The sequence below is a fragment of the Methylobacterium sp. JK268 genome, assembly GCF_054052225.1.
The window spans coordinates 86,370-107,514 of the sequence record NZ_JBSVZN010000016.1 but is presented as its reverse complement, the minus strand read 5'-3'; the positions used below and the strand labels follow the sequence as shown (position 1 = coordinate 107,514).

Here is a 21,145-nt window from a genome sequence, read left to right as displayed (position 1 = left end):
GGCCGTTCTGCCGCTGTGCCGGACCCGAGAGGCCGTCCTGTTGCTGCGAAGCGCCCGTCCGCTCTGCGCCTCCGATTCAAGACCGCCATGCGACGTTCCCTCGGCTCCGCCTCGATCCTCGCCCTGATGCACGGCCCCGCCCTCGCCCAGGCGACCCGCCAGGGCTCCGGCACCGAGGGTGCCTCCGTTCAAACCCCTCCCCGCAGGAGGAACGCGCGCGCAACCCGAACATCCTGAAACCGGCCGTCCCGCACGTCGCCGCCCAGGCCGAGGACGGCCAGTGGACCATGTCGGCCAAGCACACCGCGGCGACGCGCTTCAGCGGTCTCGCCGAGATCACCCGCGAAAATCTCAAGAACCTGCAGGGCGCTGCGATCTTGTCGGTCGGGCTCGATCGCGGCCGGGAGGCTCCCTCTCTGTCTTCCGCTTGGCGTAGGACCGTGGCGCTCGTGCTGATCCTCGCCGCCGCGGCGGGCGCGCGCGAACTGCGCGTCTGCGCCGACCCGAACGACCTCTCTCCAGATTTGGGAACCCGCCGCCTCCGTGACGTCGCCGAGCAGACCCGGCGGTCCGCCGCCACCGTTGTGGCGACGCCGGACCCAGATGCCTCCCCCCGGACGGGGACGGCTCCGAGGCGCGCCCTCACCGCACCTCGGAGCCTTTCCGCCGCGCGAGGTCGAGGAGTGCTTCGACCGCGCGGGACGGCGACGCGTCGCGCCGCCGCACGAACAGCGTCTCGACCTTCGCCCGCTCGGGCGGCAGCGCGTGAATGGCGATCCGGCCCTCCGCCAGCGCGGCCGCGGCCACCGCCCGCGGCAGCAGCGTGACCCCGAGCCCGGCCGCCACGCAGGCGATGATCGCGTCGAGGGAGCCGAGTTCCTGCGCCCTGGCACCGGCGATCCCCAGGTCGGACAAGAATGCGTCCAGGCGCTGCCGGTAGGAGCAGCCGACCCGGAACACGATCGTCCGCGGGTTCGGCAGCGCCGGGAGTTCGGCGAGGGCGCCGATCGTCGGCGGCGTCACCAGGACGAGCTCCTCGCGGAGGATCGGCTCCGCCACGAGTTCGGCGTGGCGGACCGGACCGGCCACGAAGGCCCCGTCGAGCCGGCAGGCGATCACCTCGTCGAGGAGCATCGCCGTGGTGCCGGTCGTGAGCGAGAACTGGACCTCCGGACAGGCCGCCAGGAAACCCTCCAGCAGCGGCGCGACTCGGATCGCCGCCGTCGTCTCCAGGCTGCCGAGGTGGAGCGGGCCCGCCGGGACACCGTCATCGCGCGCCGCGGCCCGGGCCTCCGCCAGGAGCATCGTCAGGCGGCCGACGAAGGGCAGCATGCGCTCGCCCGCCCGCGTGGGCGTCACGCCTCGGGCGTGCCGCCGGAACAGCGCGACGCCGAGATCCTCCTCCAGCGCCTGGATCCGCGCGGTGACGTTCGACTGGACCGTGTGCAGGTCCAGCGCCGCTCGGTTCATGCTCCCGAGGCGCGCGACGGCCTCGAACACCTTCAGATCGGCGATGTCCATGCGCCCTCATCCCACGACCTCGGCGCCGCCGCCGAGCTATCACTCAATCAGAGAACAGATATCACGATCATTCGTTTTTCACGATAGCAATTGGGGCTTAAGGCTTGGTCCGACCCGATGAGGAGGCCCGCGTGACCGGATCCGACAGGCTCGCCCGAGGGGGCGCGGAAACCGCCCCGACCGGCCCGGTGCGAGCGACCCTCGCGGCGTTCTGCGCCAGCCTCGTCGGCATCGGTCTCGCTCGCTTCGCCTACACGCCGCTCCTCCCCGCCCTCGTGGCGGCGGGCTGGTTCGCCCCCACCTCGGCCGCCTATCTCGGCGCCGCCAACCTCGCCGGCTACCTCGCTGGGGCGTGCCTCGGCCGCCCGGCGACGCGGTTCGCCTCCACCGCCGCGGTGCTGCGGGTGGCGATGCTGCTCGCCACCGTGGCGTTCTTCGCCTGCGCGACGCCGCTCAGCTTCGGCTGGTACTTCGCGTGGCGCTTCCTCTCGGGGCTCTCAGGCGGCGCGCTGATGGTGCTGGCGGCACCCCTCGTCCTGCCGCACGTGCCGGCGGCACGGCGGGGGCTCGCCGGGGGCGCGATCTTCATGGGCGTCGGCGCCGGGATCGCCGCCGCCGGCACGCTGGTGCCGCCTCTCCTGCGCATCGGTCCCGCGCAGACCTGGATCGCGCTGGGCGTCGCCGCGGCCGTCCTGACGCTGTGGGCCTGGAACGGCTGGCCGCCGGACGCGCCGCCGTGGCGGCAGGCACCGTCCCGGGACCGGTCCGCGGCCGCCGGGGTTCGACACCTGGCTCTGACCTACGGCCTCAACGCCGTCGGCCTCGTCCCCCACATGCTCTTCCTGGTGGATTACGTCGCGCGCGGGCGCGGCGAGGGCCTGCAGGCTGGGTCGGGATACTGGGTGCTGTTCGGGGTCGGGGCGATGGCCGGGCCGCTGCTCGCCGGGCTGCTCGCGGACCGGGTCGGCTTCGCGGCCGCCCTGCGCCTCGCCCTCCTGCTCCAGGTCGGTGCCGTGGCCGCGCCGGCCCTCGATCCCGGCCCCGGCGGCCTGATCCTGTCGAGTCTCATCGTCGGCGCCTTCACGCCGGGCATCGTCCCCCTGGTGCTCGGGCGGATCCACGACCTCCTCCCGCAGGACCTGGCCGCCCGGCAGGCGGCCTGGAGCCGAGCCACCGTGAGCTTCGCGCTCTTCCAGGCAGCCGCCGCCTACGGGTTCTCGTTTTTGTTCGCGCAGAGCGGGGGACGGTACGGCCTGCTCTTCGCCGCCGGCGCGGGCGCCCTGCTCCTCGCCCTCGGCGTCGATCTCCTCGCCGGCTTCTTCGCGCGGCGCCCCGGGTTGCATCCCGCCGCGTCCCGGGAGAACGATGCGGCCGGGACCCGCCCCGCTGCCCGAAGGAATCGCCCGTGATCCGTTGCCCCGCCCTGCCCCGCGCGCTGCTCGTCGCCGCGTCCCTCCTCGCCGGCGCCGGCGCCTCCGCCGACGAGATCCGGGTGGTGAGTTCGGGCGGGTTCGCGGCGGCCTACCGGGTGCTCGCTCCGGATTTCGAGCGGCGCACCGGGCACCACCTCATCACGGAATGGGGTCCGTCCATGGGGGCGACGCCGCAGGCGGTGCCAAACCGGATCGCCCGCGGCGAGCCGATCGACGTCGCCGTCATGGTCGGCTACGCCCTCGACGACCTGATCAAGCAGGGTAAGGCCGACGCCGCGACCCGGACGCCGCTGGCGCGGGCGGGGATCGCCATCGCGGTCCGGCAGGGCGCGCCGAAGCCCGACATCTCCACCCTCGACGGTCTTCGCAAGGCGCTGCTGGCCGCGACGTCGATCGCCTACTCGGACAGCGCGAGCGGCGTCTACATCGAGAAGGAGATGTTCGCCCGGCTCGGCATCGCCGATCAGGTGAAGGGCAAGGCCCGGATGATCCCGGCCGAGCCGGTCGGCACCGTGGTGGCGCGGGGCGAGGCGGAGATCGGCTTCCAGCAGCTGAGCGAGCTCAAGCCCATTCCCGGCATCGACATCGTCGGGCTGCTCCCGGCGGAGGTGCAGCTCTACACGGTGTTCTCGGCCGGGCGGATCACCGGAAGCAAGGTGCCGGAGGCGGATTCCGCCCTCCTGGCGTTCCTCGCCGCCCCGGAGGCCGCGCAGGCCATCCGGGAGAGCGGGATGGAGCCGCTCGGCGGGGCGGGGCGCTGAGCCCGGCCCTCACCCGAGCGGCAGGCCGGGGTCGATCCCGAGATCCTCGGCGAGCCGCCGCAGGTCGGCGCGGGTGTCGGCGGGCAGGTCGAGCCCGTCGCGGCGGTGTCGCGCGTCGTTGAGGGCCTCGATCTCGCCCGGATAATACACCGCGTCGGCCCCCTCGGCCGTCGGCACCGCCTTCATCTCGGCGATGAAGCGCTCCATGCGGGCCTCGAATTCCGGCAGCGGCTGAATGCGCGCGATGTCGATGGCGAGCGCGAGGTGGCCGGCGCCGCTGCGGCGCTGCGCCTGGTAGGGGCCGGCGACGCCGGACGCGAAGGCGCTCCCGGTGAGCACGCCCGAGAGCACGTCCATCACCGCCGCGATCGCGTAGCCCTTGTGGCCGGCCATCGGCAGGATCAGGCCGTCGATCGCCGCCTGCGGGTCGGTGGTCGGCCGTCCCTCCGCGTCCATCGCCCAGCCGAGGGGGATCGCCTCGCCGCGCTGGCGCGCGAGGTAGACCTTGCCGCGGGCCACCGCGGTGTTGGCGATGTCGAGGACGAGGGGCGGGTGGCGGCCGGCCGGCGCCGCCCAGGACCAGGGATTGTTGCCGAGCGCCTTCGCGCGGCCGCCCCAGGGCGCCATGGCCGGGCTGGCATTGGTCGACAGGAATCCGACGCAGCCGGCCCGGGCCGCCATCAGGGTGAAGTACATGGCGGTGCCGAAATGGTTGGAGTGGCGCACCGCCACGGCGCCGATTCCGTGCGCCCGCGCCCGAGTCACGGCCTCCGTCATCGCCCGCGCGGCGACGACCTGGCCCATCGCCTCGCGCCCGTCGATCACCGCGAGGCCGCCCGCATCGACGACGGTCTCCGGCACGCCCTCGGGGTCGCAGACGCCGGCCTTGAGCCGGGCGGCGTACCAGGACAGGCGCATCACGCCGTGGGACTGGTGGCCCCACAGGTCCGCCTGGACGAGGCTGTTGGCGCAGAGCGCCGCATCCGGCTCGGCGAGGCCCGCCGCGCGGTAGATCGCCGTCGCGAAGGCGGCGAGCGCCGTGGGGCAGAGCCGGGGCGCGGTCACGCGGCGCCTCCCGGCGGCCGGGTGCGGAAGGCGAGGCTCCGTCCCAGCGACGTCGCCCGGATCTCGACGGGCCGAGCCCCCTCGATCGTGAAGGGGCGCGAGACCGTGCCGGTCGAGACGATCTCGCCCGCGCGCAGCGTCACCCCCCGCTCCCGGGCGATGGCCGCGAGGTCGGCGAGCGCCGCGTAGGGATCGGTGGCGTCGTCGCCGGTGAGCGCGCCCGCCCTCGACTCGCCGTCGACCGTCACGCTGAGATCGGCCGCGAAATCCGCGATCGCCGCCGGATCCAGGACGTCGCCGACCACCAGCGCCTCGAACCCGGCATTGTCGGCCGCGAAGCTCGGCCAGCCGACCGCCCGCCGGTCGACGAAGCGCGAGAGGACGATCTCGAAGGTGACCCGGGTCTCGGCCACGAGGTCGCGCGGATCCGGGATGGCCGCGTCCGGCGCGACGTCGCACCCGAGCACGAAGGCGATCTCGCACTCGATCGTCGCCGGCCCCGCATGCGGCAGGGACACGACCGCGTCCGGCCCGAAGCGGCGGGAGGCGAGGACGCGGCCCGCCACCGCGCGCCCGATGCCGAGGTCGCGCTTCTGCGCCCGGCTGCCGAGCCCGAGCTTCCAGCCGGCGCACGGCTCGGCCAGGCGCGCGATCAGGCGGTCCTGCACGGCGTAGCCCTCCGGCATGCTCGACGGGCGGAGGGCGGGCGGCAGCGCGTCGAGCTGGCGCCCGGCGCGGGCCGCCTCGGCCAGCAGGACGGCGGCGGGATCGGGATCGAAGCTCATCGCGGGGCGCCTCCCTCCGCTGGAACGCGGGCGCCTTCTATGCCACGGTCCGACGCGGCGGGCAGCCCGCCCGGAGGCTGGGGCAGGATGCACGGGACTTCCGGACCCGAGGGCGCGCCGGCGCGCCTCTCCTTGCGCCACCTCGCGACCGACCGCAGCATCGCCGCGATGCTCGGCCTCGGCTTCAGCTCCGGGATCCCGTTCCTGCTCGTCTACGCCACCCAATCCGCGTGGCTGTCGGAGGCGCAGGTGCCTCTCGGCACCCTCGGGCTGATGAGCGAGCTGACGATCGCCTACAAGTTCAAGTTCGTCTGGGCGCCGTTCCTCGACCAGTACGACCCGCCCGTCCTCGCCCGCTTCCTCGGGCGGCGGCGCGCCTGGATCGTGGTCTCGCAGATCGGCGTCATGCTGACGCTGGCGGGGATCGCCTTCGGCGACCCGGCCCAGCGGCTCGCCTGGACGGTGGCCTTCTCGCTGGCGCTCGGCTTCGCGGGCGCGACGCAGGACGTGGTCATCGACGGCTGGCGGATCACCGTCGCTCCGCCCGAGCGGCAGTCGCTGATGTCGGCCTGGGCCGAGGTCGGCTGGCGCGCCGGCAGCTTCGCGGCCGGGGCCGGCACGCTCTACCTCGCCGACGCGATCGGCTGGCGGGGCGCCTACCTGTGCATGGCCGCCCTGATGATGCCCGGCATGGTCGCCGCGCTGCTCGCGCCCGAGCCGGACTCGGACCGCCACCGCCGGCCCGACCGCAAGGGCTTCGTCGCCACGGTGGCGGACCCGATCCGCGACCTGATGCGGCGCCTCGGCCCCCTGGCGGTGCCGGTGCTGCTCCTGGTGGCCGGGTTCCGGATGCCGGGCTACGTCTCGACCGCGATGGCGATCCCGCTGTTCAAGCACCTGCACTACGCGGACAGCGAGATCGCCACCGTCACCAAGCTGTTCGGCTTCTGGGTCGCGCTCGCCGGCACCTTCCTGGCCGGGGTGACGGTGCCGCGCGTCGGTCTGATGCCGAGCCTTCTCGCCGGAACCGTCTTCGCCTCCGCCTCGCACCTCGCCCTTGCCTACCTCGCCGCCCACGGCGCCGACGCGCCGCCGGGCTTCTGGACTTTCGCGGTGGCGGTGAGCATCGACAGCTTCGCCTACGCCTTCGCGTCGATCGTCCTCATCACCTACATGTCGGGCATCGTTGCGACCGAGCACGCGGCGAGCCAGTACGCCCTCCTCACCTCCCTCTGCGCCCTGCCCGGCAGTCTGCTCGCCGGGGTGTCCGGCTTCGCCGTCGAGCGGGTGGGCTTCCCGTGGTTCTTCGTCGGCACCTCGCTGATCGGCATCCCGGTCGCCGTGCTCTGCGGCTACGTCCGGTACGCACAGGATCGTCCGGGTCGGATGATCTCCGCCTGAGCATGGCTTGGATGATCGCGAGACGCGATCATGGCCGCTGCCGGCCGAGATGCGCACTCGTCTGACTCCAGAAACATCAATACACCGGAAGTCGGAAGATCGCATTAATCCTCGATTAGTGACTCCCTCGTATGAGGAGATTTGTTCTGTTCCGCGGTTGGCGGGGCGTGACTGTGCGAAGATGTTAGTCGATGTGTCACCTCGGCTGTGCCCTCGTGGTGAAACAAGTCGCCGGGCGGCTGGCGCGGCCGATCGGGCGGGGCGCCCGCCTCGCCTGGACCTGCGCGCGAGGCACGACCAGCATCGAGTTCGGCCTCGTCATCCTGCCCCTGATGCTGACGCTGCTGGTCGTGTTCGAGACGGGCAGCGCCTTCTTCATGATGTCGGCCCTGGACTACGCGGCGCGCGCCGGCGCCCGCTCCGTCATGACCGGGGCCGTCTCCACCGCCGGCATGAGCGCGACGCAGTTCCGCGACCAGGTCGTGTGCCCCAAGCTGCCGTCGCTCTTCACCTGCGCGAACGTGTTCGTGAACCTGACCGTGGTGCCGTCCGGGCAGACGCCCACGGGCTACAACGCCTACGTCGCCCCGGGTGGCGGCGGCCTGAGCCAGCCCGCCCTGACATCGTCCGGGAGCTTCTGCCCGGGCGCGGGCGGCCAGTACGTCGTCCTGCTGATCCAGTACCCGGCGGCCTTCCTGTCGGGCCACTTCGCCGCGGTCGGCGGCACGACCTACAACGGCCAGTCCGTCCACGTCCTGATGGCGAGCACGACCTTCCGGTCCGAGCCCTACGGCGGAGCCGTGACCTATGCGGGCTGCTGAGCGCGCCGCCGGCCTGGTCCGGACCTTCCGACGCGGCGCCACCGGCGTGGCCGGGGTCGAGTTCGCGCTCGTGCTCCCGATCCTGCTCACCATCAGTGCCGGAACCTACGAGTACGCCAATTTCATCCGGCAGTCTCGCCAGCTCACCGACACGGCGAACAACATCGCCGAGATCCTGTCGATGAACAATCGAAATTACGTGACGTATGTCGATCTGCATTATGCCAACGACTCGACGATGTTGACGTTCCCGCCGGTGCTGGCCGATTCCGCGAAGCGGGGGCTGTCCTGGGATGCGGATATCCAGGTGTCGATGGCCGGGGTCAGCTTCACGCCGACCGTGTCGGGCTGCAGCTCGGGCTGCACCTACAAGGCCAACATCGTCTGGACCGGGGGGGACGCGGCGCGGAGCTGCGGCACCAACCCCGCCGCGGCCCCGGACGCGGCCGCGCCGACCCCGACCACCCTGCCGACCTCGCTCTTCACCGCCGTCCCCGATCCGAACGGCAATTCCCTGCCGCCGCCCTTCGTGATCGTCGCGGACGTCAGCTACGCTTGGTCACCGCTCATCTTCAACGGGATCTTCCCCAACGTCACCCTAAAAAGTTCGGCCTACATCAATCCGCGATACGTGACGGCGATGAACTACACCGCGATCTCCGGCGACGATGCCTTCGGCAAGCAATGCCCCGGCTTCTGAGACGGCCGACCCACTCCGATCAACCAGGGAACCCTGCGCCATGTGGTCGTCGGTCCTGTCCTGCCTGAAGCGCCTGCGGTCCGACCGCGGGGGCAACGTGGTGATCATCGTCGCCTTCGCGCTCGTACCCCTGCTCGGGTCGCTCGGGCTCGCGACGGATTACGGGCTCGCCGTCGCGATCAAGAACAAGCTCGACCACGCCGCCGATGCCGCCTCGATCGCCGCCATCGCGGCAGCGCAATCCTACATCGTGAACTACACGGGCACCGGCGACCCCACCGCCGGCGCGGTCGCGGCCGGCAAGGCGCAGGCCCAGGCGCAGTTCAACGCGAACACGGCCGGCATCCCGGGCGCCGCGCCGACGCCGACCATCGTCGTGACCCCCTCCGGGCTCAACCTGAGCGCGACGGTCCAGTACTCGTTCCCGCTCTCGACCTTCGCGATGCGGATCTTCGGGACCACGACCACGACGGTGTCCGGGTCGAGCACGTCGACGCTGGCGATGCCGGGCTTCAACAACATTTACATCGTCATCGACACGTCATCCTCGATGGGGATCGGTGCGACGCTCGCGGACCAGCAGACCGTCTACAATGCCACCAACGGCTGCGCGGTCGCCTGCCACTATTCCGGGACGACGGCGACGGCGCGCAACGCGGGTGCGACCCTGCGCATCGACATCGCCAAGCAGGCGGTCAGCGCCGCGCTCAACCAGATGATCGCGACCGGCAATTCCAGCCGGTTCAAGGTCGCGATCTACACCTTCAGCAACCAGTTCACGAACGTGTTCCCGCTCTCGGGCAACCTGCAGAACGCGATCGCGGCGGTGAACGGCATCGATATCAGCAACGCCAACTACGACGGCGGCACCAACGCCACCTACAGCCTGGCCCAGCTCAGCAGCGCGCTGCCGACGGCGGGGACCGGCCTGACCTCCGCCTCGCCCCTCGGCACGGTGATGCTGATCACCGATGGCGTGCAGGATTCCGACACCAAGTCCCTCAGCGGCAGCAGCTGGGTGGACGGGTACGATTCGAATTTCACCCCATTCAACCCTTGCAACCAGTCGAATTGCAAGAAATTCACGCAGTTCGCCTCACCGATCTACGTCGAGTCGCTCGATCCGAATGCGTGCACGTCGATCAAGAACAAGGGTAACACGCTGATGACGCTGAACACGACCTATATCGTGCCGCCCAGCAACCTTCAAAGTTCGAACGCGACGCTGAATTCCGTCTTCACCTATATCCAGAGCTACCTGCTGTCGTCGATCTCGTCGAACATGAGCGCCTGCGCGTCGTCGAGCGCCAATGCCTACACGGCCAACACGCCGGCCGAGATCAACACGGCGGTGACCCAGATGTTTCAGGCGACCGGTGCCCTCGCGCGGATCACGCAGTAGCTCCTTTGGCGTCCTGCGCGCGGCAGTCCGGGAGATGGGAGGCACTTCTCCCCTCTCCCGTGCCGGCTAATATGTGCACACATCTCGGTAGCCAGCTTATCGACTACACGGATCTGGAAGGCACAGCACCCCTCATGCTGAGGTGCCGCGCAGCGGCCTCGAAGCACCCCAGAAGGCTCATCCAAGAGAAAAGGTGCCTTGGGCGAAATGCTCTGGGGTGCTTCGAGGCTCGCTCCGCTCGCACCTCAGCATGAGGAGATGATTTTATTGCCATTAATGGAATTTAAAACTGTATCTTGTGTTGTTATTGCCGCATCAAGTCTAGTGAATTTCCAGATATTCGGCCAATGTTTTGTCTCACGGCATCGATAATTCCGTTATAGCATAATTTCGGCTCGGCCCTGATGCGCTCGTCGGAAGCTTCGCGATGGCTTTATTTATCGTACTGCAACTTTCTAACTCAGCACGCTTCTCTGTTTAAGTAAGATGTGTGCGGACAGATGAGTCCACTCGGAAGGGTGGATCCGACGTCGACTGCGCCGACGAAGCTGGTTGTCTAAATACGAATTGTCGGCGACCAGCGCCTACTCCGAGGGGCGTTAAGCGCTCCCCGGCCAGCGGTGCGCCCCGCGGGAAGTGGCGGGCGGCCACCCCTCCCCGCGGAATGCCCGTCCGGATCGTCACCGGGTCGGGACGTCGATGCGCGCGCCCCACACATTCAGAGTGCGGTGCTCTGCCGGGGCGGGTTCCGCCGCTCCTCGCAGAACGCCGTCGCTCGACGTGAAGGTGCGCGGCGCCGGCAGAGCCTCGACCCGGCGCGGCGCGGGAATCGCCACCGGCTGGCCGGGGACGAGGAACTCGAAGTTCCAGGCCTTGAAGGTCTGCTGGGCCTGGGCGGGTGCGGCGAGGGTGGCGCCGCCGAGAAGGGCCAGGGCGAGGGCGGTCGTGCGCGTGGTCATGGATCGTCTCCGTTCCGGCGGTCCGGACGCCGCGATGGCCGCCGGTCATTCGCCGTTGAAAGACTTGATATCAAGATTATTTCGGCAGGGGTGTGCGCCGGCGCACATAGCTTGATATCAAATTGCCTGAGGATGGGGGGTCGTGCGATCCTCCGCGGCCGCGCGGCGCCGGCGCCCCGCCCGCACCGATCCCGGATCCATCATGTCGCGTCACCCTCCCCTCACGCCCGCCCTCGCCAAGGCCATCGGCGAGACCTGCATCGGCACGAGCGTCCAGCGGGCCGCCCGCAGCCTCGGCCGGCTCTACGACGCTGCTTTCCGGCCGCTCGGCCTGTCGGGCTGGCAGTTCTCCCTGCTCATGAACCTCGCCCGGCCGACGCCGCCGACCGTCAGCGACCTCGCCGAGTTCCTCGCCCTCGACGCGTCGACCGTCACGACCAACGTCAAGCTGCTGGAGCGGCGCGGATTGCTCGCCGTCGAGGTGGATGCCGCCGACCGGCGAGCCCGTCGCATCCGCCTGACCGAGGCGGGGCGCGCCCTTCTGGAGGAGGCGCTGCCGCGCTGGGAGGAGGCGCAGGCGGCGAGCCTCGCGCGGCTGCGCGAGATCGATCCCGGCCTCGTCCGCGGGGCCTTGTCCGGCCTGTCGGACGAGAGCTGAGCGCGCCGACGCCGCGGCGCGGATTGCCTCGGGTCCCGGCATCGTCCAGGGGTGGGGAGCATGGCCGCCGCGCGCCGGTCCGCAGGGTGAGGGCGCGATGGCAGGAGGGACCGTATGATCCGCGCCGAGACCAGTCCCACCACCGCATCCGTCCGGGCGGGCGCCCCGCGAGGGGCGACGCCCGGAGAGGCGCGATCGTGACCGGGCAGCGCGGGTTGCGCATCGAGGGCCTGCGCAGCCCGCTCGCCGGACCCTTCGACCTCGCGGTGCCGCCGGGGGGCATCGTCTGCATCTCGGGTGCCTCCGGCTCGGGCAAGAGCCTGTTCCTGCGCATGGTGGCGGATCTCGATCCGAATGCCGGCGCGGTCCGGCTCAACGGGCGGCGGCGGGATGCCATGGCGGCCCCCGACTGGCGGCGGCTGATTCCCTACGTCGCTGCCGAGTCCGGCTGGTGGAGCGAGGTGGTCGCGGATCACTTCCCGCCGCCCGACCGCCCGGCGGCGGAGCGGCTGGCGGCGCGCCTGGGAATCCGGGACGGAGCGTTCGGCGGGCCGGTCGGGCGGCTCTCCACCGGCGAGCGCCAGCGCCTCGCCCTGATCCGCGCCCTGGTCACCGAGCCGCCGGCCCTGCTCCTCGACGAGCCGACCGGCCCTCTCGACCCGGCCGCCACCGCCTGCGTCGAGACCCTGCTCCGCGAGCGGGCGGCGGAGGGCGCCGTGATCCTGATGGTCTCGCACGATGCCGGCCAGGGCGCGCGCCTCGCCGCGCGGCGCCTGACCATGGCGGATCGGCGGCTGGAGGCGGCGGCGTGACGCCGATCAGCCTCGGCATCGGAGACCTCGCGCTCGCAGCCTCACTGGTGGTGCTGGACGCGGCGCTCTCCATCGGCCTGCGCCTCGGCCTGCATCGGCAGCTTCTGATCGCGGCCGCCCGGATGGTCGTGCAGCTCGTGGGGGTCGGCTACCTGCTTCGCGCCGTGTTCTCCCTCGACCATCCGGCGGCGACGGCGCTCGTCATCCTCGTCATGACGCTGGTCGCGGCCCGGGAGGTGGCGGCGCGGCCCGAGCGGCGCCTTCGCGGCCTCGCGATGCTCGGGATCAGCCTCGGGGGCGTCCTCCTCGCCACGCTCGCGACGGCCGGCCTGGCGCTCGCGACGGCGATTCGCCCGACGCCCTGGTACGATCCCCGCTACGCCGTGCCCCTCGCCGGCATCGTGCTCGGGTCCGTTCTGAACGCCGCGAGCCTCGCCCTGGACAGCCTGCTCGCGGGGCTCGCGCGCGAGCGCGCCGCCGTCGAGGCGCAGCTGGCGCTCGGGACGCCGTTCCGGCAGGCCGTGGCCGGACCCTTCCGCACCGCCCTGCGCCGCGGCCTCCTGCCGGTGGTCAACCAGATGTCCGCCGCCGGCCTCGTCACGCTGCCCGGCACCATGACGGGGCAGATCCTCGCCGGCATGGATCCGGTCGAGGCGGTGAAGTACCAGATCCTGCTCCTGTTCCTGCTGACCGGGGCGAGCGGGCTCGCCGCCCTGGCGGTCACCGCCCTCGCCCTGCGCCGGCTCACGGATTCCCGCGAGCGCCTGCGGCTCGATCGTCTCGCGTGACGCGCGGCGGCGGCGCGACGGAAGAATCCGCTCTCCGCACCGATCCGGCCGCCGCGCGTTGTCACCGTTCCACGACCGTGATCGTCCCGGCGCGAAGCCGGCCGGTTTCGAGACCAACGAGTGTCCCCGATGCGCCGCATCGCCGCCCTCGCCACGATCGGTGCGCTCGCCTTCCTCCTGCTCGCGCCGCCGGTCTGGGCCATCCCGCTCTCCGCCCTGCTCCTCGTCGCCTGGCCCCTCCTCGACCGATCCCGCTAGGAGGGGGTCCGAGGCAGCGGAGGCCGGTGCACGGCGGGCACCAGGGCCCGACCGACGAGAGGGCTGGGGCGCGGGCGCACGGTGCGGTTGGTGCGGCCCGGGCGCCTCCCGGCGCGCATGCGGGCCGCGCGGTTGGCCGCCCGACCCTCGCCGTGCCACAGAGACGGCATGATCCGCCTTCTCAAGCACGTCCTGATCGAGTTCGGCCCCGACCGCGATGCGCAGATCGAGGCCGCGGTCGCGGCGATCCTCGAGACTTTCCCGGACGCGCAGATCGACCTCGCCCAGGGTCTGCTCGACGACGATCTCCTGCTCGAGGTCCGCATCCCGATCGACCGCATGCATGAGTGGCCGGCCGTCAGCCGCCGCGCGCACGCCGCCGGGCGCGGTGGATCCTGGACGCCTCCGGCGGCGTGAGCGGAAGCGGGCGCCCGCGTGCTTCTCAAGGCTATCGGGCTCCAGTCGGCCTACATCAGCCTACAACATTCGGTTTGTCGATCAAATTGTCCACTATCTGTATGCAGATGGGAGCATCTGTCGGGCTGAAGCACCGAATTAGCATTTGACTCGCGGGAAGATCGACGACAGATAGCGGGAGTTTGCAACCTGCGGTACGTTCCATGAGTGACGAGTACGAAACCGAGTTCAATCCCGTTGCGATGGCGGCCGATATCGTTGCGGCCTACGTGTCCCACAACAGCGTGCCGACGACAGAGCTGCCGATGCTGCTCCAGAGCGTCTACGAGCAGCTGACCAAGCTCTCGCGGCCGGCTCCGGCCGAGCCGGAGCGGCCGGTCCCGCCGATCCCGATCAAGAAGACGGTGACGCCCGACGCGATCATCAGCCTGGAGGACGGCCGAGCCTACAAGAGCCTCAAGCGCCACCTGAGCACCCGCGGCCTCACGCCCGACCAGTACCGGGAGAAGTGGGGGCTCCCGACCGACTACCCGATGGTGGCCTCGAACTACGCGGCCCAGCGCTCCGAACTCGCCAAGGCGAGCGGCCTCGGCCGGCGGCGCTGACGGAACGCGCGGGAGCCCGTCCGGGCCTCCCGCGCGTCCCTCGCCCGGGGCATCCGGCGAGAGCAGGTTCCCGGGAGAGACCTGACGCCCGTCCCGGGCTCTCGACCTCGCCGCCTCGTCCGAGACGAACCGGGACGCCGCTGTGTCGGCGGATCCGGGAGAGCATGTCCCGCTCAAGGGGTGGCCGGTTCAGCGTCGGAAACGCGGCACCATCGACGACCCAGAGCAGGCTTCAGGTTTCAATCTGACCGAAGCCTGCTCTCAGTCTCTGATTTTGTCGCATTTTCTGCGACGAACCGGTATCCACTTCGTCGGAACATGCTCTAGCGCGGCGTGGGGTCCGACAGTTTCTTCAGGGTCTCGGGCGGCGTCTCGTTCTCTGTCGCCTCGACCGTTCCGATGCTGCCGCCGGACACCGCGTCGAGCCGGGCCCGGTCGGAGGCGATGCGGGCGACCTCCGCGTCCCAGTCGGGATCCTCGTTCAGGCGGCGCTGCAAGCTCTCAGGATTCGCGACGTCGCGCGGATCGTCCTGATCGAAGTCCTGGCCGTTGTGGTCCGCGTAGGCGTCGAAGCTCTTCAGGTTCGGCCGCGTCTCCGGTTTCGTCGGCATCATCGCATCCTCTCCTGACGGAGGGCTGGATCGACCAGCCCGGCCCGACCAACCGGCCGACCCGCGCGGGCGTTCCCGGGGTCGGCGTGGAACAGGGCGCCGCCCTGCCGCTTTCCGAAGGGTGCGCGCGCCGACGCGACGACGAGGGCGATCCTGTGACCGACGCGTCCGCCCACGAGCGCGGGATCCTCACGGCCCGTCCGTCCGCGCCGAGCGGGCCGCTCCTGCCGGCCGGGATCGCGCCGCTCGGTCTCGGCGGCGAACGCGACGGCGTGGTTCTCGTCCCGCCGTCGCTTCCCGCGTCTCATCCGGCTCCCCTGGTGGTGATGCTGCACGGGGCCGGCGGTTCCGGACGGGAGGTGCTTCCGCTGGTGGCCGACAGCGCAGCGGCGAAGGGCATCGTCGTGCTTGCCCCGGATTCCCGGCGCGTCAGCTGGGACGTGATCGATCGCGGCTTCGGCCCCGACACGGCCTTCCTCGACGACGCCCTCGTCTTCCTGTTCGCGCGCCTGGAAATCGATCCGGCCCGGATCGCGCTGGCGGGCTTCTCCGACGGCGCGTCCTACGCCCTGTCGCTCGGGCTCGCGAACGGTGCGCTGTTCCGCGACCTGATCGCCTTCTCGCCCGGCTTCTGCGCCCCGGCGCAGCGCGAAGGGGCGCCGCGGATCTTCCTCTCGCACGGGCGGGAGGATCCGGTCCTGCCCTTCGCTCGATGCGGCGACCGCTTGGCGGGCATCCTCGCGCGGGCCTCCTACGACGTCGCCTACCGCCCCTTCAGCGGCGGCCACGTGGTGCCGGCCGGGCTGGTGGAGGAGGCATTCCGCCGCTTCCTCGCCTGACGCCGGACGGGCCGGGGAGGCGCGCCGGCCCGCTTCGGTCAGACCGTGACCGCCGCCTCGGGGCCGGGGGCCGGCCGCTCGCTGACGCAGGCGGCCATCGCCAGGATACCGAGGGCCGCGGGCAGGACGGCGAGCGAGGGGTGGCTCGCGACCGCGGCCACCGCCGCGCCGCTGAGGCAGCCGCCGATGGCGCCGAGGTCCCAGCCGCTCTCGGCGCCGAGATGGAAGCGGTAGGCCGACCCGGACTGCTTGGCGCGCTCGTAGACCGCGCTCATGATGACCGGGACGTAGAGGCCGTTCACGGCGGCGCCGAGGGCATTCGCCACATGAGCCGCGGCCGGCCAGGCGGAGGCGCCCGCCCGCGCGGCGACGACCGCCGTCAGCGCGACCGAGACCGCGGCGAGCGTCGTGCCGCGGCGGCCCGCATCGATCGCGCGACCGCAGACGAGGCCCGCGATGGCCCCCGCGAAGGCCGCGAGCGACCCCGACCACGCGAAGGCGTCGAAGCGCGCACCCAGGGTGGCGAAGAGGATCATCGGCCACGCGAGGCCGAGGCCGGAGGCGATCCAGCCATCCGCCGCGAAGGCCAGGAGCCCGACTGGATCCACGGCGCGAACGGAGTCCCGCCAGGACGGCACCGGGCCGGCCGCGATCCGGCCGAGCTGCGTGATCGGCAGTGCGGAGGTGAGGAGCGCGAGACCGGCGAGGCCGAACTCGGCGCTCGGGCCCAGGCGCGTGAGGACGAGGCCGCCGAGGAGCGGCGCGGCCACGGCGACGAGGGCCGTCGCCAACTGCCGGGTGGCAATCTGGCGCCCCCGCGTGTCGCCGCCGGCGGTGACCGCCGAGGCCGCGTGCAGGACGGGCCAGTACAGCGCCTCCGACAGGGCCACGGTGGCGATCCAGGCCGCGAGCCAACCCGGCGCCGACTGGGCGAAGGCGAGCGGCCAGAATTGCAGGGCACCGATCACCACGCCGAGGATCAGGGCGGGCCGCAGCCCGATGCGCCGCACGAGCGGCAGGACCGCGAAGCGCAGGGCGAAGCGCACCCCGAGCACGCTGGCATAGACCGCGAGCGCCGCCGGCAGGCTGAGGCCGAGCGTCAGCAGGTAGGCGCCGACGAAGCCCCCCGCGAGGGAGGTCGAGGCCTGCGTGGCGACGCAGTGCAGGGTGAGCAGGCGGAACTGGCGGGAGGCGGGCACGCGCGGAGCTTTCGACGGTCCCCGGAACCGGGGACGCGGGAGGCGGAGGGGTCGTGACGATGATTCGCGGAACGGCCGGGCTTGTGCCGCCGGAACGTGGCGGCGCGGTGGCCGCGCGGCGAGCCGCGGGCCCGTTCAACCCTGCCGAGTGACGCCGGCCCATTCGGGCAGCGAACGCCCGGCGGCGACGGCAGCGGAAACGGCCGCTGGGGGCCGGCGTTCGGTCGCCCTCAGGACGTCCCCTCGTCCGCGAGGGGTTGCCAGGCATGACCGTCCCGGGCGAGCAGCGCGTCCGCCGCCTCCGGCCCGGCGGCGCCGGACGGGTAGACGTCCGGCCGGCCCTCGCGCCAGGCATCGATCAGCGGCTGCACCGCCGCCCAGGCGGCCTCGATCGCGTCGGCCCGCTGGAACAGCGTCGCGTCGCCCCGCATGCAATCGTAGAGCAGCGTCTCGTAGCCGACATTCGGCGCCTGCCGGAAGGCGTCGCGGTAGCGGAACCACGTGTGCACGCGGGCGAGACGCGTCGCCGGCCCCGGAACCTTCACGCAGAGCGCGGTGTCCAGCCCCTGCTCGGGGTCGATCGCCAGCCGCACCACGTTGGCGCTCGGCGCGAGATCCCGGAACAGCGGCAGCGGCGAGGGCCGGAAGGTCAGGGCGATCTCGGTGCGCCGGGCGGCGAGGTGCTTGCCGGTGCGCAGGTAGAAGGGCACGCCGCGCCAGCGCGGGGTGTCGATGTCGAGCCGCAGGGCCACGTAGGTCTCGGTGCGGCTGTCGGGCGCGACGTTCGGTTCTTCGCGATAGCCCCCGACCGCACGGCCCGCCACGGTCCCGGCCGCGTACTGGCCGCGGACCGCCTGCGCGGGCGAGGCGGGGCGCAGGGCGCCGAGCAGCCTCGCCTTCTCGCCGCGCACGGCCTCGGCGTCGCGGCTCGCCGGGGGCTCCATCGCCACCATGCACAGGAGTTGGAACAGGTGGTTCGGCACCATGTCGCGGAGCGCGCCCGTCCCCTCGTAGAAGGCGCCGCGCCCCTCGACACCCACCGTCTCGGCCGCGGTGATCTCCACGCAGGCGACGTGGGCACTGTTCCAGACCGGTTCGTAGAGCGCGTTCGCGAAGCGGATCGCCTCGATCGACTGCACCGTGTCCTTTCCCAGGAAATGATCGATGCGATAGACTTGGCTCTCGTCCGCCGCTGCCAGAATCTCGCGGTTGAGGGCCTGGGCCGAGGGCAGGTCCGATCCGAAGGGCTTCTCGACGATCACGCGCCGGAAGGCGCCGGGCGCCTGCTTGAGCAGGCCGGCGGCCCCGAGCTTCGTCACGATCGGCCCGAAGAACCGCGCCGACACCGCGAGGTAGAACACCGCGTTGCCGCTCACCCGCTGCCCGAGGCGCGCGAAGCTGTCCGGGTCCGCGATATCGGCCTTCACGTAGTGCATTCGCTGGCGCAGGAAGTCCCAGCTCGCCGGATCGATCGACGGCACGTGGAACTCCGCGGTCGGATCCTTGGTGAAACCCTCCAGCGCATCCCCGAGCTCTCGCGCCCAGGCGGCGTCGTCGAGGTCCAGCCGGTCGAGGCCGAGGATCTGCATCTGCGGGTCGAGGAGCCCGGCGCCCGCGAGGTTGTAGAGCGAGGGCATCAGCAGCCGTTTCGTCAGGTCGCCGCCCGCCCCAAAGATCACCAGGGTAGAGGGCGGCGCGGGCGTGACCCCGGCCTGGGAATCGTGGTCCGGGCGGGCAGAGGCGGTCATGGGATTTCTCCGGGCGATGGCGCCGTGTGCAGGAAGAGGCGGTGCCCGTCCGGGTCGCGCCAGAGCAGCCCGGCGCCGTCCGCGCCGAGATCGCCCGGCGCCGGCGCGCCGAGCACCCGCGCCGCCCGCGCCAGGCTCTCCCGGTCGGGCAGCAGCAGGTCGAGCTGCGTGGCGGCGACATCCGCGTCGGCGACGCCCGCTCCGCCCCGGGCGGTGCCGGGGCCGTAATCGAGGAACTCGACGTGGGGCGGCTCGGGTGCGCTCGCGAGCGCCGTCACCGCGACCCGGGCCCCCGGCACGCCGTCGAGCCGCTCCTGCGCCGGGCCCGTGTTGATCGAGCCGCCGCTCCGCGCGAAGCCGAGTTGCCCGTAGGCGGCGAGGCTCGCGGCGGTGTCGCGGACCACGATCGCCGCGTGGTCGATGCCGAGGCAGGTGGCGTCGGACCGCGACGCCCAGGCGGGCGGCGCGCCGCCGGGCGGGAAGGCCAGGAATTCCAGCGGGTGCCCCTCGGGATCGCGGAACTTGTAGGCGCTCACCCCGCCGGTATTGGGCGGCAGGCGCTGGGGCCCGGCCGAGATCGGCGCACCGCCGCCCGCCGCGGCGAGCCGCGCCACCGCCCGGTCCATCTCCGGCACCACGAGGGCGATGTGCTGGAACAGCGTGTCGGCGCTGCCCGCCCCCGCCGGGTAGGCCCGCCCCGGAGGCTGCGGAGCGAGGAGCGTGATCGCCTGCCGGCCGAGCCGCAGGGGCTGGACCGCGACCCGCTCGGCCCCGAGGAGGGCCGCCAGGGCGGGCGCGCCCGCGCGCGGCGGGAGCCGCTCGCAGCCGAAGGCCGCGGCGTAGAAGGAGGCGAGGCGCTCGGGGTCGCGCGCGATCATCCGCACGCCGATGAGGCGCGCGCTCACGGCCATTGCACGCCCCGCCGGTTGAGGAAGATCGCGTAGAGCGTGCCGGAGCCGCAGATGAACAGGCGGTTCTTGAACGGGCCGCCGAAGGTCAGGTTCGACACGCGGTGGGGCACGTGGAGGATGCCCATCAGCGCGCCCTCCGGGCTGAGGCAATGCACGCCGTCGGCGGCGCTCGACCACAGGTTCCCGTCCTCGTCGACCCGAAACCCGTCCGAATAGCCCGGCGTGACCGTGTGGAAGACCGCGCCGCCCGAGAGGGAGCGCCCGTCCGGCGCCACGTCGAAGACGCGGATGTGCCGCACCGGGTCGGGCTGCGACGGGTCGCCGGTCTCGGCGACGTAGAGTCGCGTCTCGTCGGGCGAGAAGGCGAGGCCGTTCGGCCCGGCAAAGTCGCCCGCGACCACCCGGATGTCGCCGGTCTCCGGGTCGAGGCGGTAGACGGCCGGGGGCTGCTCGCTCTCCTGGCGTCCGCCCTCGTAGTCGTTGCTGATGCCGTAGAGCGGGTCCGTGAACCAGACCGATCCGTCCGAGCGCACCACCACGTCGTTCGGGGCGTTGAGGCGCCGGCCGGCGTGGTGGGTGACGAGGGTCGTCACGCGCCCGTCGGGCTCCGTGCGGGAAAGGCAGCGCCCGCGATGCGAGCAGGCGATCAGCCGGCCCTGGCGGTCGCGCGTCTGGCCATTGGCGTAGTCCGAGGGCGCCCGGTAGACGGACAGGCCCGTGGTCTCGCTCCAGCGCATGGTGCGGTTGCGCGGCAGGTCCTGGACCAGCAGGCAATCCGCGTCGCCCATCCAGACCGGCCCTTCGAGCCAACGAAAGCCGCTCGCCAGTTCCTCCAGCTCGGCATTCGCCAGCAGGTAGGTGCCGAAGCGCGGATCGATGATCGTGGCAGCCGTCATGGCGAGGGCGCCTCCAGCCGATAGGGATGGGAGGACAGGGTCGGATGAGCCACGAACGCGCTCACCGCCGCGGCGTTCGGCCCGAAGGTCACGAGCAGGAAACCCGCCGCGAGGGAGAGGTTCTTGAGGAAGTCCCAGAACAGGGTGCGCGCCTTGCTCTCGCCGCGGGCGAAGAAGTCACCCGGCTTCCAGAACGGCTTCCACAGGAGGGCGGTCGTCCCGCAATAGCCGGCGAGGACGAAGGCGGCGAGGCGGTCGGCGAGGCCCGTGACGACGCCGAGCGACATCACCACCTCGACGAAGAGGCCGAGCAGGATCAGGCCGCGCGCGGCGCCGAGACTCGGCGCGACCTCGTGCGCCTGCTTCACCGCTCCCGAGAAGTTGAGGACCTTGTCGAGGGCGCTGAACGGCAGGAACAGCACCACCAGCAGACAACGCAGGGCGAACGTGACGAGGAGCGCCAGGCTCTGCATGGCGGCTTTCTCCGGGGGGATGGCGTCGCGTCAATGCTCGAGCCGGGCCGGGGTTCACCCGCCCCGGCTGCAGGTCACCCCG

23 protein-coding genes are annotated in these 21,145 nt (G+C 71.9%); 13 read left to right on the top strand and 10 right to left on the bottom strand.

Annotated features, from left to right (window positions below; all coding sequences use genetic code 11):
- Window positions 1–642: 642 nt before the first annotated feature.
- A complete protein-coding gene (locus tag ACW9J6_RS18925) occupies window positions 643–1,521 on the bottom strand; it encodes a LysR family transcriptional regulator (RefSeq protein ID WP_457118053.1) in 879 nt (292 codons plus the stop codon).
- Window positions 1,522–1,652: 131 nt separating this feature from the next.
- Here ACW9J6_RS18925 and ACW9J6_RS18920 point away from each other — a divergent pair, with 131 nt between their 5' ends.
- Complete coding sequence (locus ACW9J6_RS18920; protein WP_457118052.1) at window positions 1,653–2,930, top strand: YbfB/YjiJ family MFS transporter; 1,278 nt, start codon at window positions 1,653–1,655, stop codon at window positions 2,928–2,930.
- The gene (locus tag ACW9J6_RS18915; RefSeq protein WP_457118051.1) at window positions 2,927–3,715 is read left to right on the top strand and encodes a substrate-binding domain-containing protein; all 789 of its coding nucleotides are present in this window, start codon (window positions 2,927–2,929) and stop codon (window positions 3,713–3,715) included. The genes ACW9J6_RS18920 and ACW9J6_RS18915 overlap by 4 nt, the downstream gene beginning before the upstream one ends.
- A 9-nt stretch (window positions 3,716–3,724) precedes the next feature.
- Here ACW9J6_RS18915 and ACW9J6_RS18910 read toward each other — a convergent pair whose 3' ends face one another.
- Window positions 3,725–4,780 carry an Ldh family oxidoreductase gene (locus ACW9J6_RS18910; protein ID WP_457118050.1) on the bottom strand — a complete coding sequence of 352 codons (1,056 nt, stop codon included), beginning with the start codon at window positions 4,778–4,780 and terminating at the stop codon, window positions 3,725–3,727.
- Window positions 4,777–5,565, bottom strand: coding sequence for a fumarylacetoacetate hydrolase family protein (locus tag ACW9J6_RS18905; protein ID WP_457118049.1), 789 nt, complete (start codon window positions 5,563–5,565; stop codon window positions 4,777–4,779). The genes ACW9J6_RS18910 and ACW9J6_RS18905 overlap by 4 nt, the downstream gene beginning before the upstream one ends.
- An 87-nt stretch (window positions 5,566–5,652) precedes the next feature.
- Here ACW9J6_RS18905 and ACW9J6_RS18900 point away from each other — a divergent pair, with 87 nt between their 5' ends.
- The 4 genes from ACW9J6_RS18900 to ACW9J6_RS18885 all read left to right on the top strand — a co-directional run bounded on the left by ACW9J6_RS18900 (window position 5,653) and on the right by ACW9J6_RS18885 (window position 9,889).
- Entirely contained in the window at window positions 5,653–6,966 is a 1,314-nt protein-coding gene (locus ACW9J6_RS18900) for an AmpG family muropeptide MFS transporter (protein WP_457118048.1), read from the top strand.
- Between the two features lie 218 nt (window positions 6,967–7,184).
- Window positions 7,185–7,787, top strand: a complete 603-nt coding sequence (locus ACW9J6_RS18895) for a TadE/TadG family type IV pilus assembly protein (RefSeq protein ID WP_457118047.1) — start codon at window positions 7,185–7,187, stop codon at window positions 7,785–7,787.
- Window positions 7,774–8,487, top strand: coding sequence for a TadE/TadG family type IV pilus assembly protein (locus ACW9J6_RS18890; RefSeq protein WP_457118046.1), 714 nt, complete (start codon window positions 7,774–7,776; stop codon window positions 8,485–8,487). Before ACW9J6_RS18895 ends, ACW9J6_RS18890 begins: the two co-directional genes overlap by 14 nt.
- Before the next feature lie 40 nt (window positions 8,488–8,527).
- On the top strand, window positions 8,528–9,889 hold the full coding sequence (locus ACW9J6_RS18885; protein WP_457118045.1) for a TadE/TadG family type IV pilus assembly protein: 1,362 nt from the start codon (window positions 8,528–8,530) through the stop codon (window positions 9,887–9,889).
- A 680-nt stretch (window positions 9,890–10,569) separates the two neighbouring features.
- Here ACW9J6_RS18885 and ACW9J6_RS18880 read toward each other — a convergent pair.
- Window positions 10,570–10,848 (bottom strand): hypothetical protein, encoded by a 279-nt coding sequence (locus tag ACW9J6_RS18880; RefSeq protein ID WP_457118044.1) that lies wholly within the window; start codon window positions 10,846–10,848, stop codon window positions 10,570–10,572.
- Window positions 10,849–11,050: 202 nt separating this feature from the next.
- Between ACW9J6_RS18880 and ACW9J6_RS18875 the strand changes: the two genes are divergently transcribed.
- The 6 genes from ACW9J6_RS18875 to ACW9J6_RS18850 all read left to right on the top strand — a co-directional run bounded on the left by ACW9J6_RS18875 (window position 11,051) and on the right by ACW9J6_RS18850 (window position 14,386).
- Window positions 11,051–11,506, top strand: coding sequence for a MarR family winged helix-turn-helix transcriptional regulator (locus ACW9J6_RS18875; RefSeq protein ID WP_457118043.1), 456 nt, complete (start codon window positions 11,051–11,053; stop codon window positions 11,504–11,506).
- Between the two features lie 197 nt (window positions 11,507–11,703).
- Entirely contained in the window at window positions 11,704–12,318 is a 615-nt protein-coding gene (locus tag ACW9J6_RS18870; RefSeq protein WP_457118042.1) for an ABC transporter ATP-binding protein, read from the top strand.
- Window positions 12,315–13,106, top strand: a complete 792-nt coding sequence (locus tag ACW9J6_RS18865) for an ABC transporter permease (RefSeq protein ID WP_457118041.1) — start codon at window positions 12,315–12,317, stop codon at window positions 13,104–13,106. The genes ACW9J6_RS18870 and ACW9J6_RS18865 overlap by 4 nt, the downstream gene beginning before the upstream one ends.
- A gap of 129 nt (window positions 13,107–13,235) precedes the next feature.
- A complete protein-coding gene (locus ACW9J6_RS18860) occupies window positions 13,236–13,364 on the top strand; it encodes a hypothetical protein (RefSeq protein WP_457118040.1) in 129 nt (42 codons plus the stop codon).
- A 168-nt stretch (window positions 13,365–13,532) separates the two neighbouring features.
- A complete protein-coding gene (locus ACW9J6_RS18855) occupies window positions 13,533–13,781 on the top strand; it encodes a hypothetical protein (protein ID WP_457118039.1) in 249 nt (82 codons plus the stop codon).
- 203 nt (window positions 13,782–13,984) lie between these two features.
- Window positions 13,985–14,386, top strand: coding sequence for a MucR family transcriptional regulator (locus ACW9J6_RS18850; protein ID WP_457118038.1), 402 nt, complete (start codon window positions 13,985–13,987; stop codon window positions 14,384–14,386).
- Window positions 14,387–14,709: 323 nt separating this feature from the next.
- On the opposite strand, the gene ACW9J6_RS18845 is transcribed toward ACW9J6_RS18850, so the two are convergent.
- Window positions 14,710–15,000: a hypothetical protein gene (locus ACW9J6_RS18845; RefSeq protein WP_457118037.1), complete on the bottom strand. Its 291-nt coding sequence runs from the start codon at window positions 14,998–15,000 to the stop codon at window positions 14,710–14,712.
- A gap of 152 nt (window positions 15,001–15,152) precedes the next feature.
- Between ACW9J6_RS18845 and ACW9J6_RS18840 the strand changes: the two genes are divergently transcribed.
- A complete protein-coding gene (locus tag ACW9J6_RS18840; protein WP_457118036.1) occupies window positions 15,153–15,836 on the top strand; it encodes an alpha/beta hydrolase in 684 nt (227 codons plus the stop codon).
- A gap of 38 nt (window positions 15,837–15,874) precedes the next feature.
- Here ACW9J6_RS18840 and ACW9J6_RS18835 read toward each other — a convergent pair whose 3' ends face one another.
- From ACW9J6_RS18835 to ACW9J6_RS18815, 5 genes are all read right to left on the bottom strand, one after another.
- Window positions 15,875–17,035 (bottom strand): MFS transporter, encoded by a 1,161-nt coding sequence (locus ACW9J6_RS18835; protein ID WP_457118035.1) that lies wholly within the window; start codon window positions 17,033–17,035, stop codon window positions 15,875–15,877.
- Window positions 17,036–17,265: 230 nt separating this feature from the next.
- Complete coding sequence (zwf, locus tag ACW9J6_RS18830; protein WP_457118034.1) at window positions 17,266–18,783, bottom strand: glucose-6-phosphate dehydrogenase; 1,518 nt, start codon at window positions 18,781–18,783, stop codon at window positions 17,266–17,268.
- Window positions 18,780–19,688, bottom strand: a complete 909-nt coding sequence (locus tag ACW9J6_RS18825) for a VOC family protein (RefSeq protein WP_457118033.1) — start codon at window positions 19,686–19,688, stop codon at window positions 18,780–18,782. Before ACW9J6_RS18825 ends, zwf begins: the two co-directional genes overlap by 4 nt.
- Window positions 19,685–20,590, bottom strand: a complete 906-nt coding sequence (locus tag ACW9J6_RS18820; RefSeq protein WP_457118032.1) for an SMP-30/gluconolactonase/LRE family protein — start codon at window positions 20,588–20,590, stop codon at window positions 19,685–19,687. The genes ACW9J6_RS18825 and ACW9J6_RS18820 overlap by 4 nt, the downstream gene beginning before the upstream one ends.
- Entirely contained in the window at window positions 20,587–21,063 is a 477-nt protein-coding gene (locus ACW9J6_RS18815; RefSeq protein ID WP_457118031.1) for a DoxX family protein, read from the bottom strand. Before ACW9J6_RS18815 ends, ACW9J6_RS18820 begins: the two co-directional genes overlap by 4 nt.
- Window positions 21,064–21,145: the final 82 nt, after the last annotated feature.

Coding starts and splice junctions, on each gene's coding strand:
- ACW9J6_RS18885 (WP_457118045.1), top strand. CDS start 8,528: ATGTGGTCGTCGGTCCTGTCCTGCCTGAAGCGCCTGCGGTCCGACCGC.
- ACW9J6_RS18815 (WP_457118031.1), bottom strand. CDS start 21,063: ATGCAGAGCCTGGCGCTCCTCGTCACGTTCGCCCTGCGTTGTCTGCTG.
- ACW9J6_RS18905 (WP_457118049.1), bottom strand. CDS start 5,565: ATGAGCTTCGATCCCGATCCCGCCGCCGTCCTGCTGGCCGAGGCGGCC.
- ACW9J6_RS18860 (WP_457118040.1), top strand. CDS start 13,236: ATGCGCCGCATCGCCGCCCTCGCCACGATCGGTGCGCTCGCCTTCCTC.
- ACW9J6_RS18875 (WP_457118043.1), top strand. CDS start 11,051: ATGTCGCGTCACCCTCCCCTCACGCCCGCCCTCGCCAAGGCCATCGGC.
- ACW9J6_RS18850 (WP_457118038.1), top strand. CDS start 13,985: ATGAGTGACGAGTACGAAACCGAGTTCAATCCCGTTGCGATGGCGGCC.
- ACW9J6_RS18820 (WP_457118032.1), bottom strand. CDS start 20,590: ATGACGGCTGCCACGATCATCGATCCGCGCTTCGGCACCTACCTGCTG.
- ACW9J6_RS18855 (WP_457118039.1), top strand. CDS start 13,533: ATGATCCGCCTTCTCAAGCACGTCCTGATCGAGTTCGGCCCCGACCGC.
- ACW9J6_RS18900 (WP_457118048.1), top strand. CDS start 5,653: ATGCACGGGACTTCCGGACCCGAGGGCGCGCCGGCGCGCCTCTCCTTG.
- zwf (WP_457118034.1), bottom strand. CDS start 18,783: ATGACCGCCTCTGCCCGCCCGGACCACGATTCCCAGGCCGGGGTCACG.
- ACW9J6_RS18890 (WP_457118046.1), top strand. CDS start 7,774: ATGCGGGCTGCTGAGCGCGCCGCCGGCCTGGTCCGGACCTTCCGACGC.
- ACW9J6_RS18845 (WP_457118037.1), bottom strand. CDS start 15,000: ATGATGCCGACGAAACCGGAGACGCGGCCGAACCTGAAGAGCTTCGAC.
- ACW9J6_RS18880 (WP_457118044.1), bottom strand. CDS start 10,848: ATGACCACGCGCACGACCGCCCTCGCCCTGGCCCTTCTCGGCGGCGCC.
- ACW9J6_RS18925 (WP_457118053.1), bottom strand. CDS start 1,521: ATGGACATCGCCGATCTGAAGGTGTTCGAGGCCGTCGCGCGCCTCGGG.